The 11,811-nt window shown below is 71.3% G+C and carries 11 protein-coding genes; 9 read left to right on the top strand and 2 right to left on the bottom strand.

The genetic code is table 11. From position 1 onward, the window contains the following. The first annotated feature begins 82 nt into the window (after nucleotides 1-82). The 4 genes from GA0111570_RS03950 to GA0111570_RS03935 are packed head-to-tail and all read left to right on the top strand — an operon-like array spanning nucleotide 83 to nucleotide 4,201. Nucleotides 83-1,720, top strand: coding sequence for a circularly permuted type 2 ATP-grasp protein (locus GA0111570_RS03950; RefSeq protein ID WP_092606601.1), 1,638 nt, complete (start codon nucleotides 83-85; stop codon nucleotides 1,718-1,720). Continuing rightward, nucleotides 1,714-2,673 carry an alpha-E domain-containing protein gene (locus GA0111570_RS03945; protein WP_092606598.1) on the top strand — a complete coding sequence of 320 codons (960 nt, stop codon included), beginning with the start codon at nucleotides 1,714-1,716 and terminating at the stop codon, nucleotides 2,671-2,673. The genes GA0111570_RS03950 and GA0111570_RS03945 overlap by 7 nt, the downstream gene beginning before the upstream one ends. A 1-nt stretch (nucleotide 2,674) precedes the next feature. Next, nucleotides 2,675-3,532, top strand: a complete 858-nt coding sequence (locus tag GA0111570_RS03940; protein ID WP_092606595.1) for a transglutaminase family protein — start codon at nucleotides 2,675-2,677, stop codon at nucleotides 3,530-3,532. Nucleotides 3,533-3,556: 24 nt separating this feature from the next. Next, entirely contained in the window at nucleotides 3,557-4,201 is a 645-nt protein-coding gene (locus GA0111570_RS03935; protein ID WP_139283137.1) for a YbjQ family protein, read from the top strand. Here GA0111570_RS03935 and GA0111570_RS03930 read toward each other — a convergent pair. Both GA0111570_RS03930 and GA0111570_RS17580 read right to left on the bottom strand, forming a co-directional pair. After that, nucleotides 4,185-4,832 (bottom strand): HAD family hydrolase, encoded by a 648-nt coding sequence (locus tag GA0111570_RS03930; RefSeq protein ID WP_092606589.1) that lies wholly within the window; start codon nucleotides 4,830-4,832, stop codon nucleotides 4,185-4,187. The two genes, GA0111570_RS03935 and GA0111570_RS03930, sit on opposite strands and share 17 nt — an antisense overlap. Nucleotides 4,833-4,977: 145 nt before the next feature. After that, nucleotides 4,978-5,118 (bottom strand): YciI family protein, encoded by a 141-nt coding sequence (locus GA0111570_RS17580; protein WP_175557308.1) that lies wholly within the window; start codon nucleotides 5,116-5,118, stop codon nucleotides 4,978-4,980. Nucleotides 5,119-5,234: 116 nt separating this feature from the next. On the opposite strand from GA0111570_RS17580, the gene GA0111570_RS03925 reads away from it, so the two are divergent. The 5 genes from GA0111570_RS03925 (at nucleotide 5,235) to GA0111570_RS03910 (ending at nucleotide 11,686) form a co-directional block, all read left to right on the top strand. Then, nucleotides 5,235-5,837: a TetR/AcrR family transcriptional regulator gene (locus tag GA0111570_RS03925; RefSeq protein WP_092606585.1), complete on the top strand. Its 603-nt coding sequence runs from the start codon at nucleotides 5,235-5,237 to the stop codon at nucleotides 5,835-5,837. Beyond that, on the top strand, nucleotides 5,834-7,579 hold the full coding sequence (locus GA0111570_RS03920; RefSeq protein WP_217634007.1) for an ABC transporter ATP-binding protein: 1,746 nt from the start codon (nucleotides 5,834-5,836) through the stop codon (nucleotides 7,577-7,579). The genes GA0111570_RS03925 and GA0111570_RS03920 overlap by 4 nt, the downstream gene beginning before the upstream one ends. Continuing rightward, nucleotides 7,576-9,657: an ABC transporter ATP-binding protein gene (locus tag GA0111570_RS03915; RefSeq protein ID WP_092606582.1), complete on the top strand. Its 2,082-nt coding sequence runs from the start codon at nucleotides 7,576-7,578 to the stop codon at nucleotides 9,655-9,657. The genes GA0111570_RS03920 and GA0111570_RS03915 overlap by 4 nt, the downstream gene beginning before the upstream one ends. A gap of 148 nt (nucleotides 9,658-9,805) precedes the next feature. Continuing rightward, nucleotides 9,806-9,976, top strand: coding sequence for a hypothetical protein (locus GA0111570_RS17575; protein ID WP_175557307.1), 171 nt, complete (start codon nucleotides 9,806-9,808; stop codon nucleotides 9,974-9,976). Between the two features lie 21 nt (nucleotides 9,977-9,997). Next, a complete protein-coding gene (locus tag GA0111570_RS03910) occupies nucleotides 9,998-11,686 on the top strand; it encodes an FAD-dependent oxidoreductase (RefSeq protein ID WP_092606579.1) in 1,689 nt (562 codons plus the stop codon). The last annotated feature ends 125 nt before the right edge of the window (nucleotides 11,687-11,811 follow it).

Raw genomic sequence — 11,811 nt, 5'->3', positions numbered from 1 at the left:
TCATGCTACAAGCTTGCTACGGCCCGGGTCGTACGAGCATCAGTACGGGAGGAGGCGGGTCGGGTCCAGTAGAGTCGCCCGCATGGCTGACATGCTGGTCGACTACCCGACGGGAGCGGCGTTCGACGAGATGGTGGACCGGACCGGAGCCATCCGCGAGCCGTACGCCCTGCTCGGACGCACCCTGACCCAGATGGCCCCCGGGGACCTGCACGCGATCGCCGAGTCGCTCTCCAACAACTACCTGGCCGCCGGGGTCACCTTCGACGTCGGCGGGGTCGAGCGGCCCTTCCCGCTGGACGCAGTCCCCCGGATCATCCCGGCCGACGAGTGGGACGTGGTCGACACCGGCGTTCAGCAGCGGGTCCGAGCCCTGGAGGCCTTCCTGCACGACGTCTACAACGACCAGCGGGTCGTCGCCGACGGTGTCGTGCCGCGCTCGCTGATCACCACCTCGACCCACTTCCACCGGGTGCTGCACGGGATGAACCCGACCAACGGCGCCCGGATCCAGGTCGCCGGGATCGACCTGATCCGCACCGAGGACGGCGACATGCGCGTCCTGGAGGACAACGTCCGGGTGCCGTCCGGCGTGTCGTACGTGATGACGAACCGTACGTCGATGGCCTCGGTGATGCCCGAGACGATGGCCGAGCAGCGGGTCCGCCCGGTCGCCGACTACGCCCAGCACCTGCTGCACGCGCTGCGCCGGGCCGCGCCGGAGGGCGTCGAGGACCCGACGGTCGTGGTGCTGACCCCGGGCGTCTACAACTCCGCCTACTTCGAGCACACCCTGCTGGCCCGCACGATGGGCGTGGAACTGGTCGAGGGCTCCGACCTCGAGTGCCGGCGCGGCAAGGTCTACATGCGTACGACCCGCGGCATGCAGCAGGTGCACGTGATCTACCGCCGGATCGACGACGACTTCATCGACCCGGTGCACTTCCGGCGAAACTCCCTGCTCGGGGTGCCCGGCATCGTCAACGCCGTCCGCGCCCGCGGGGTCACGCTGTGCAACGCCCTGGGCAACGGGGTGGCCGACGACAAGCTGGTGTACACGTACGTCCCGGCGCTGATCCGCTACTACCTGCACGAGGATCCGGTGCTGAAGAACGTCGACACCTGGCGGCTGGCCGAGCCGGCCGCGCGCGAGGAGGTGATGGACCGCCTCGACGAGCTGGTGGTCAAGCCGGTCGACGGCTCCGGCGGCAAGGGCATCGTGATCGGCCCGATGGCCAGCGCCGAGACCCTGGACGAGCTGCGCCGCAAGGTCGAGCAGGACCCGCGCGGCTGGATCGCGCAGCCGCTGGTGCAGCTGTCGACCGTGCCGACCTTCCTGAACGACCGGCTGGCGCCCCGGCACGTCGACCTGCGGCCCTTCGCGGTCAACGACGGGGAGGACGTCTGGGTGCTGCCCGGCGGCCTGACCCGGGTCGCGCTGCCGGAGGGGGAGATGATCGTCAACTCCTCCCAGGGCGGCGGCTCGAAGGACACCTGGGTGATCGCCCGGACCCCGGAACAGATCTCCCTGCAGGTCGACCCGGCCGAGGGGTTCGGCGCGGAGACCACCGAGGTCGGTCCGCAGCCCGAGGCGACGGCCCCGGCGGACCTGGCCCAGCTGCCCGCCCCGGCCCAGCGTCCCCCCGCCTCGGCGCCGCCCCGCAACCCGCAGCACGAACAGCAGCAGCAGGTGCTGCCGCAGGAGGGCGCAGCATGCTGAGCCGGATCGCCGAGTCGATGTTCTGGATCGGTCGCTACGTCGAGCGGGCCGAGGACACCGCGCGGATCCTGCAGGTGCAGCTGCGCCTGTTCGTGGAGGAGCCGGTGGTCCCCACCGCCACGGCCTGCACCAACCTGCTCACCCTGATGGGGGTGCCCGCCGGGTCGTACGACCTGGACGGCGCCGAGCAGGGTGGGCGCAGCGCGCACGAGACGCTGGTCGACCTGCTGGCGTACGACCGTTCCCAGCCGTCCTCGATCGCCTACTGCTGGGCGCAGTCGCGCGACAACGCACGCCGGGCCCGCGAGGTGATCCCCTCCACCGTCTGGGAGCTGGTGAACACCACCTGGCAGGCGCTGCCGCGGGTCACCCCGCACGCCGTCCGGTCCCAGCACAGTTACCTGGACTGGGCCCGGGAGCGGTCCGCCCTCTTCTACGGCCTGGCCCGCGGCTCGATGGTGCGCGACGAGGGCTGGCAGTTCCTGCAGCTGGGCCGCAGCCTGGAGCAGGCCGACATGACGGCCCGGCTGGTGACCGCGACCACCCTCGCCGAGGGCGCGGTGCCCCTGCCCGCCGCCCTGCGCGGGTGCGATGCGCACGACGCGTTCCTGCGTACCCACCGCGGCTGGCGCGCCTCGACCCAGGCGATGGAGTTCCTGGTCCGCGACGGCTCGTTCCCGCGCTCGGTGATGCACGGACTGACCCGCGCCCTGGACGCGCTGAACGCCGTCTCGGAGCCCACCCGCGGGGTCGGACGACCCGGCGAGGCCCGCTACGAGCTGGGCCGGATGACCCAGGAGCTCGCGTACATGCCCGTGGACGAGCTGCACGCCGACCTGGCCGGGCAGATGGCCCGGGTGCAGCGCACCTGCGCCGAGGTCACCGCGAAGATCTCCCAGGACTTCTTCGCCGGGGCGACCGCCCAGTCCTGGACGACCGAGGAGGCACGCTGACATGCGGCTGAGCATCGACCACGTCACCTCGTTCCGCTACGCCACCCCGGTGCGCGCCTCCTACAACGAGGCGCGGATGACCCCGGTCTCCACCCACCGGCAGGTGGTGTGGACCTCGCGGCTGACGATCTCCCCGACCCCGTGGCGGACCACGTACACCGACTACTGGGGCACCCCGGTGACCTGCTTCGAGATCCATGAGCCGCACGACCGGCTCGAGATCCAGGCGCTGTCGCTGGTGGAGACCCGTCCCGACGGCGACGAGTGGGACACCGAGCGCCGGATCTCCCCCACCGACCTGGACTGGGCGGACCTGCGCGGCCCGGCCGTCCTGGACTCGATGGGCGAGTACCTGGACAACAGCTCCCGGACCACGCCGCACCCCGAGCTCGCCGACCTCTCCGCCGGCCTGGTCGACCGGGCCCCCCGGCTCGCTGCCCTCGACGTCTGCGCACTGGTCCACGACCGGCTGGCCTACCAGGCCGGCAGCACGGCCGTGACCTCCACCGCGGCCGAGGCCTGGGCCGGCGGCAGCGGGGTCTGCCAGGACTTCAGCCACGTCACCTGCGGCGCACTGCGCGGGCTGGGCATCCCGGCCCGGTACGTGTCCGGCTACCTGCACCCGGCCGGTCCGGACGCGGTCCGCGGCACCGGCGTCGCGGCCGAGTCCCACTCCTGGGTGGAGTTCTGGTGCGGGACCTGGCTGGCGTACGACCCGACCGGGATGCACCGTCCCGACGAGGCGTACGTGCGGATCGGGCACGGCCGGGACTACTCAGACGTGCCCCCGCTGCGCGGCACGTACGCCGGTGGTGACTCGGAGATGGACGTCAAGGTCACGATGACGGCCCTTTCGTGACCCGCGCCCACTAGGGTGAAGACCATGACGCACCCGCCGACCGCCTGGACGCCGCCCGGATCCGGCGCGTCCGCGGAGCCCCCGGCCCCGCACCCCACGGCACCGCCCGCCCCGACGGTCCAGCACCAGCCCTCCACCGCGCAGCCGTCCGAGCACGGAACGCCGTACCCGGTGCCGCCCTCGCAGCCCGCCCGCCCGGGCCAGCCCGCCCAGCCGCAGCAACCCGCGGTCGAGGCCCCTGCCCCGACCCCGCCGCAGCGGGCCGACCACGGCATGCCGGTGACCACCACCGACTCCTTCCCCGGCCGCACCATCGCCCAGGTGATCGGGGACGTGATGGGCGTGGTGGCCCGGTCCCGAGAGCTCGGCGGCAACCACGGCATCCAGACCCGTACGCTCCTGGTCGAGCGCCAGGAGGCGGTCACCCGGATGTGCCGGATGGCCCGCGACGCCGGCGCCGACTCGGTCGTCGGGATGCGGTTCGACACCTGCCAGGTGAACGACGAACTGATCGAGGTGATCGCCTACGGCACCGCGGTCCGCTTCGCCGAGAGCGCGGGGTTCACCGGCTCGCCGGTCGACCTGCCGCGGCCGTCCACCACGGCCAGTGCCACGCACCCGCCGGTGCACCACCAGCAGCACACGCCGCCTCCTACAGCGACGAGCTGACCCGCACCCCGCCGTCCGCCGGCCGCCACGAGAGGTGGCCGAGGTCGGGCACCACCACGTCCGCGAGCGGGGCCAGCTCGGCGGTCGTGTGCGTCGTGGCCACTGCCACCGTCGCCATCCCGGCGGCCCGGGCGGCGAGCAGGCCATTGGGAGCGTCCTCGGCGACCAGGCACCTGAGCGGGTCGGCGCCGAGCCGGTCGGCTGCGCGCAGGAAGATCTCCGGATCCGGCTTGGCCCGCTCCACGTCGCTGGCGGTGACCAGCACCGCGGGCGCGGGCAGGCCTGCCGCGGCGAGCCGGGCGGCCGCCATGTCGCGGGTGGCCGAGGTGGCCACCGCACCCCGGCTCCCGACGGCCCGCAGGGCCGCCGCGGCACCGGGCAGCGCGACCACGCCCTCCTGGTCGGCGAGCTCGTGCTCGGCGATCCAGGCCAGCGCGTCGTCGCGGCGGTCCGTCCCGACCAGCTGGGTGACCACCGAGCGGGTGGAGCGGCCGAACATCCCCTGCAGCTGCTCCTCGGTCAACCCGTACCGCATCGCGAAGCGCGTCCACACCCGCACGATCGCCGGCAACGAGTCGACCAGCGTGGAGTCCATGTCGAAGATCACGGCGTCGTAGGTCCGGTCGGTCATCGGCTCCCCCTCGGGCTCGTCCTGCCTGCAACCATGCCACCGTCGGCCAATCACCGGCCGCTTCGGAGCCATGGTGACCGACGTGGAGACATGGTGTCGAGGAGAGTGGACCGAGTGCGGGCCACCCCCTCCCGAGGTCCCCTCGTCACAGCAGGGCTTCCCGGCACCCCGTGATCTCCCATGCCTCCACCAGGCCGTCCAGGACGAACGGATCGGTGGCGGCGAACCTCTCGGCGGCCTCGCGGGTGGTGAAGACGCCGAGGGCGCCGTCCGCAGGATTCTCCATCGGCCCGATCGCGAGCAGCGTTCCGTCCTCCCTGAACGAGCCTCAGAGGTCCCGATGGGCTGTGAACCACCGAGCCCCACCTTGCTGAGTGAATACTCACTCACTACACTGGGGCGGTGACCAGAGCCCAGCGACTCTCGCCGGGCGACCGGCGCGAGGCCATCATCGAGGCGACCATCCCGCTGCTCGTCGAGCGCGGCCCGGATGTCTCCACCCGGCAGATCGCGGCGGCGTGCGGCATCGCCGAGGGCACCCTGTTCCGGGTCTTCCCCAGCAAGGACGCCATCCTCACCGAGACGATCCGGGCGACGCTCGACCCCACCGAGGCGATCGACGAACTGCACGCCATCGACCCGGCAGGCCCGCTGGCGGTGCGGCTACGCGAGGTCGTCGGGATCCTGCACGCCCGGGTCCTGCGGGTCAGCAGCCTGGTCAGCGCACTGGTCGGCCCGCGTCCGGGCATGGAGGGCAAGCCTCATGGGCCCGGCCACCCGCACCATCCGCACGGCGTCGAGGACCGGGAACGGCTCACCGCAGCCGTCGCCGACGTCCTGGCCCCCGATGCCGACCTCCTCGACGTCGACCCACTGGTCGCCGCCTCCTTCGTCCGCTCCTTCGTCCTCGCCGCCGCCCACCCGATGCTGGGTGACGGCCGCCTCGGCGATCCCGACCTGACCACCCGTCTGCTCCTCCGGGCCCTGCGGAAGGAACTCCCGTGAAGCATCCCCTGAACCGGCTCCTCGTCCGCCACCTGCGGCCCTACACCGGCCTGCTGGCCGGTGTCGTCGTCCTGCAGTTCGCCGCGACGATCGCCTCCCTCTTCCTGCCCACCCTCAACGCCACGATCATCGACAACGGCGTGGCCAGGGGCGACACCCACTTCATCTGGTCGCACGGCGGCCTGATGCTCGCCGTCAGCCTGGTCCAGGTGGTCTGCCAGATCGCCGCGGTCCTCCTCGGCAGCATGGTCGCGATGGGCTTCGGCCGTGACGTACGCGCAGCCGTCTTCTCCCGCGTGCTGTCCTTCTCCTCCCGCGAGGTGAACCGCTTCGGCGCACCGTCCCTGATCACCCGCAACACCAACGACGTCCAGCAGGTGCAGATGCTGGTGCTGATGACCTGCATCATGATCATCGGCGCGCCGATCACCATGGTCGGCGGGGTGGTGATGGCGCTGCGCGCCGACTGGCACATGTCGTGGCTGATCCTGGTCGCCGTCCTCGTCCTGGCCGCCGTCATCGGCCTGCTGGTGAGCCGGATGGTTCCGCTCTTCCAGGCCATGCAGAAGCGCATCGACGTGCTCAACCGGGTACTGCGCGAGCAGATCTCGGGCATCCGGGTCGTCCGCGCCTTCGTCCGCGAGCCGTACGAAGCGAAGCGCTTCGCCGCCGCGAACGCCGACCTCACCGCGACCGCACTCTCCGTCGGACGACTGATGGCGAGCATGTTCCCCGTCGTGATGCTCATCCTCAACGTGTCGAGCATCGCCGTGCTGTGGTTCGGCGCGCACCAGATCGACCTCGGCAGGATGCAGGTCGGCCAGTTGACGGCCTTCCTGCAGTACCTGATGCAGATCCTGATGAGCGGCATGATGGCGATGATGATGCTGGTGATGGTCCCCCGCGCCGCCGTCTGCGCGGACCGGATCATGGAGGTGCTCGACACCGACAGCACCGTCGTCCCGCCGGCCGACCCGATCCGCGAGGTGCGTACGCACGGCACGGTCGCCCTGGCCGGGGTGGGCTTCACCTACCCGGGCGCGGACGCACCGGTCCTGCAGGACATCTCCTTCACCATGGAGCCGGGCAGGACCACCGCCATCATCGGCTCGACCGGTTCGGGCAAGACCACCCTGGTGCACCTGCTGCCCCGGCTCTACGACGCGACCCAGGGCACCGTCGAGGTCGACGGCGTCGACGTCCGCCGGCTCGACCCCGAGGTGCTCTGGAGCCGGGTCGGCCTGGTCCCGCAGAAGCCCTACCTGTTCACCGGGACCGTCGCCAGCAACCTGCGCTACGGCAACCCCGAGGCGACCGACGAGGACCTCTGGCACGCGCTCGAGGTGGCGCAGGCCCGTGACTTCGTCGAGGCGATGCCGGGACAGCTGGAGGCGCCCATCGCCCAGGGCGGCACGAACGTCTCCGGCGGACAGCGCCAGCGGCTGTCCATCGCCCGGGCCCTGGTCCGCAAGCCCGACCTGTACATCTTCGACGACTCGTTCTCGGCCCTCGACGTCACCACCGACGCCCGCCTGCGCGCCGCCCTGGTCCGCGAGACCAGGGACCAGGCGGTGCTCATCGTCGGCCAGCGCGTGTCCACCATCGCCGGCGCCGAACAGATCCTGGTCCTGGAGGACGGCAGGATCGTCGGCCGGGGCACCCACGAGGAACTGCTGGCCGACAACCCGACCTACCGGGAGATCGTGGAGTCCCAGATGAGCGCCGAGGAGGCCGCAGCATGACCACCACACGAGCCCCGAAGGGCGCCCCGGTGCGCGTCGCCGCCCCCGAGCGCCCCAAGTACCAGCCGACCGTACGCGGCCACGGCCCGATGGGCGCGATGAGTGGCGCCGCCGCGGAGAAGGCGGCCAACTTCGGCCCCTCGCTGCGCCGCCTGCTCGGGCACCTGCGCCCCGAGCGCGCCCTGATCATCCTGGTCACCCTGATGGCCGCGACCGGGGTGGCGTTCACCGTGGTGGGCCCCAAGCTGATCGGCCGCGCCACTGACATCATCTTCGCCGGCGTGATGGGCAAGGCGCTGCCGGCCACCGTCGTGGTGGGCGGGCAGACGGTGCCGGTGACCAAGGACATGGTCATCACCGGCCTGCGCTCGTACGCCCAGGGCGGCCCGGGCCTGCCCGGGATGGGCGGCGGGGGCATGCTGACCCCCTCCACCGCCGGCCGCTTCGCCGACATGCTGCAGGGCATGGCCGTCGTCCCGGGACAGGGGATCCGGTTCGGTGACCTGTCCGCGGTCCTGCTGCTGGCCCTGGGCCTCTACGTCCTGGCCGGGGTGCTGATGTGGGGCCAGGCGTACGTCCTCAACGGCGTGGTCCAGCGGTCGGTCTACCGGCTGCGCGAGCAGGTCGCCGGCAAGATCAACCGGCTGCCGCTGGCCTACTTCGACCGGCAGTCGCGCGGCGAGCTGCTCAGCCGGGTGACCAACGACATCGACAACATCTCCCAGACGCTGCAGCAGACCATGTCCCAGCTGCTCAACGGGCTGCTGACGATCATCGGGGTCGGGGTGATGATGTTCGTCGTCTCCCCGATCCTGGGCGCCATCGCGATCGCGGCGATCCCGATCTCCGTGGTCCTGGTGACGATCATCGGCAAGCAGTCCCAGAAGCAGTTCGTGCTGAACTGGCGCTACACCGGCGAGCTCAACGGCCGGATCGAGGAGGCCTACTCCGGCCACGCCCTGGTCAAGGTCTTCGGCCGGGCGCACGAGGTGGAGGCCCACTTCGCCGAGAGCAACGACCAGCTCTACCGGGCCGGATTCCGCGCGCAGTTCATCTCGGGCATCATCATGCCGACGATGTTCTTTGTCGGGAACCTGTCGTACGTCGTGGTAGCGGTCGTCGGCGGCCTGCGGGTCGCCAGCGGCCAGATGTCGCTCGGCGACGTGCAGGCCTTCATCCAGTACAGCCGGATGTTCACCCAGCCGATCACCCAGGTCGCCTCGATGGCCAACCTGCTGCAGTCCGGGGTGGCCTCGGCCGAGCGCGTCTTCGAGGTGCTGGACGAGGACGAGGAGCCCACCGAGGCCGCGGGCCTGCTCAACCCGACCCGTGGCCGGGTGGAGTTCGAGTCGGTCGACTTCTCGTACGATCCGGAGCACCCGCTGATCACCGACCTGTCGCTGGTGGCCGAGCCGGGGCACACGATCGCGATCGTCGGCCCGACCGGCGCCGGCAAGACGACGCTGGTCAACCTGATCATGCGGTTCTACGAGCTGCAGGGCGGCCGGATCACCCTGGACGGGGTCGACATCACCTCGATCCCGCGCCACGACCTGCGCAAGAACATCGGCATGGTGCTGCAGGACACCTGGCTGTTCCACGGCACCATCCGGGAGAACATCGCGTACGGACGGCCGGACGCCTCCGAGGCGGAGATCCTCGACGCCGCCACCGCGACGTACGTGGACCGTTTCGTCCACTCGCTCCCCGAGGGGTACGACACCGTGATCGACGAGGAGGGCAGCAACATCTCCGCCGGCGAGAAGCAGTTGCTCACGATCGCCCGCGCGTTCCTCGCCGACCCGGCGCTGCTGATCCTCGACGAGGCGACCAGCTCGGTCGACACCCGTACCGAGCTGCTGGTCCAACGGGCGATGAACGCGCTGCGCAAGGACCGGACCAGCTTCGTGATCGCCCACCGGCTCAGCACCATCCGGGACGCCGACACCATCCTGGTGATGGAGCACGGCCGGATCGTCGAGCAGGGCAACCACGACGAGCTGCTGGCCGCGGATGGGGCCTACTACCGGCTGTACCGGTCCCAGTTCGAGGGAGCGATCGAGGAACCGGCCGCCTGATGGGGCCCGGGGCGGCCCTGCGCCTGACATCATCGAACGATCCTCGGAACGGTGGGTGTGCCATCCCGCGGGCCGTTCGATTTGCGCCTCGGATACCCCCCGGGGCATTATTGACACGTCCCCACCACTCCACCGAAGGAGAAAACCCATGTGCCGTCCCGTTTCCTGCTCGTCCTGCGGCAAGACCACCTGGGCCGGTTGCGGCCAGCACGTCGCCTCCGTCAAGGCGTCCGTGCCCGCCGGCCAGTGGTGCACCTGCGACCGCAACGCCGCGGCCCCGTCGAACGACGGTGGCCTCATGTCCTTCTTCCGTCGCTGAGCCCAGGAGCGCACCTCACCCATGTCTGACCGTCCCCGCAAGGTCCTCATCGTCGGCGGCGTCGCCGGCGGCATGTCCGCAGCGACGCGCCTGCGTCGCCTCGACGAGTCCGCCGAGATCGTCGTCTTCGAGCGCAGTTGGTACGTCTCGTTCGCCAACTGCGGCCTTCCCTACCACGTCAGTGGCGTGATCGAGGACCGTCAGGCCCTGCTGCTGCAGACCCCCGAGTCCCTCGGTCGCCGCTTCGGGATCGACGTCCGCGTCGGCCACGAGGTCGTCTCGATCGACCGGGACGCCAAGCGGGTGTCGGTGCGCGACCTGAACACCGACCGGATCACCACCGAGTCGTACGACACGCTGATCCTCTCCCCCGGTGCCGCGCCGTTCGTGCCGGACATCCCCGGCGCGGAGCGGGCCCTGACGCTGCGCAACATCGCGGACGTCGACAAGATGGTCGCCGCGGTCGGCCGCAGGCCGCACACCGCGGTGGTCGTCGGCGGTGGCTTCATCGGCATCGAGGTGGCGGAGAACCTCCAGCACCTCGGCATCGACGTCACCGTCGTCGAGATGGCCGACCAGCTGCTGGCCCCGCTGGATCCGGAGATGGCCGCGTACGTCGCCCAGCAACTGGTCGACAACGGCATCGAGGTGCTCACCGGCAACGAGGTCGTCGCCATCGGCGAGAAGACCGTCACCCTGGGCTCCGGCGACGAACTGCCGGCCGACATGGTCGTGATGTCGATCGGCGTCCGCCCGGACTCACACCTGGCCAAGGATGCCGGGCTCGAGGTCAACGGGCGCGGCGGCATCGTGGTCGACGAGTACCAGCGGACCTCCGATCCGGACATCTTCGCCGTGGGTGACGCGGCCGAGAAGCGCGACGCGGTGTCCGGCGAGGCCGCGATGGTCCCGCTGGCCCAGACCGCCAACCGGCACGGTCGCCTGGTCGCCGACGTGATCGTCGGCCGGCGGACGACGTCGAAGCCGGTACTCGGCACCGCCATCGTCGGGGTCTTCGGCCTGATGGCCGCCTCGGTCGGCTGGAACGAGAAGCGGCTGCGCGCCGCGGGCCGCAACTACCGGGCCATCCACGCCCACCCCGGCTCCCACGCCGGCTACTACCCCGGCTCCGAGGCGCTGCACCTCAAGCTGCTGGTCGACGCGGACACCGACGAGATCCTCGGCGCCCAGGCGATCGGCAAGGACGGCGCCGACAAGCGGATCGACGTCATCGCCACCGCGATGCGCGGCGGCCTCAAGGGTGCCGACCTGGCCGACCTGGAGCTGGCGTACGCGCCGCAGTTCGGCTCCGCCAAGGACCCGATCAACATGCTCGGCTTCATCGACGACAACGTCGTGAACGGGCAGTCCGAGCTGGTCCAGTGGCACGAGGTCGAGGCGGCCCGCAAGGCCGGCATCCCCCTGGTCGACGTCCGGACCCCCGGTGAGTTCCGCCGCGGCCACATCCCCGGCTCGATCAACCTGCCGGTCGACGAGCTGCGCAACCGTCTCGACGAGGTGCCCGCCGGTGACCTGGTGATCACCTGCCAGGTGGGCCTGCGCGGCCACGTGGCCGAGCGGATCCTGCGCCAGGCCGGACACCAGGTCCGGAACCTGACCGGTGGCTACCAGACCTGGTCCACCGCGACCCGACCGCTCGCCAAGCCGGCCTGGACCGAGTCCCCGGCCGAGGAGGAAGCCGCGCGCTGATCGGCGCGCACAGATCCGCACGCCGGCGCCGCAACCGACCCCCCTGCCCCGCGGCGCCGGCACTGCCGGGACGGCCCCGTCACGAGTCATCGTGGCGGGGTCGTTCCGGTTCCTCGCGTCGGTGC

The organism is Raineyella antarctica (genome assembly GCF_900092135.1).
Taxonomy (GTDB): Bacteria; Actinomycetota; Actinomycetes; order Propionibacteriales; family Propionibacteriaceae; genus Raineyella; species Raineyella antarctica.
Note: the sequence above shows the minus strand (reverse complement) of the source record. Positions and strands in the feature narration are given on the sequence as shown.

Excerpts from the sequence above, each read along its gene's own strand:
- GA0111570_RS03950 (WP_092606601.1), top strand. The coding sequence starts at position 83 with ATGGCTGACATGCTGGTCGACTACCCGACGGGAGCGGCGTTCGACGAG.
- GA0111570_RS03945 (WP_092606598.1), top strand. The coding sequence starts at position 1,714 with ATGCTGAGCCGGATCGCCGAGTCGATGTTCTGGATCGGTCGCTACGTC.
- GA0111570_RS03940 (WP_092606595.1), top strand. The coding sequence starts at position 2,675 with ATGCGGCTGAGCATCGACCACGTCACCTCGTTCCGCTACGCCACCCCG.
- GA0111570_RS03935 (WP_139283137.1), top strand. The coding sequence starts at position 3,557 with ATGACGCACCCGCCGACCGCCTGGACGCCGCCCGGATCCGGCGCGTCC.
- GA0111570_RS03930 (WP_092606589.1), bottom strand. The coding sequence starts at position 4,832 with ATGACCGACCGGACCTACGACGCCGTGATCTTCGACATGGACTCCACG.
- GA0111570_RS17580 (WP_175557308.1), bottom strand. The coding sequence starts at position 5,118 with ATGGAGAATCCTGCGGACGGCGCCCTCGGCGTCTTCACCACCCGCGAG.
- GA0111570_RS03915 (WP_092606582.1), top strand. The coding sequence starts at position 7,576 with ATGACCACCACACGAGCCCCGAAGGGCGCCCCGGTGCGCGTCGCCGCC.
- GA0111570_RS17575 (WP_175557307.1), top strand. The coding sequence starts at position 9,806 with ATGTGCCGTCCCGTTTCCTGCTCGTCCTGCGGCAAGACCACCTGGGCC.
- GA0111570_RS03910 (WP_092606579.1), top strand. The coding sequence starts at position 9,998 with ATGTCTGACCGTCCCCGCAAGGTCCTCATCGTCGGCGGCGTCGCCGGC.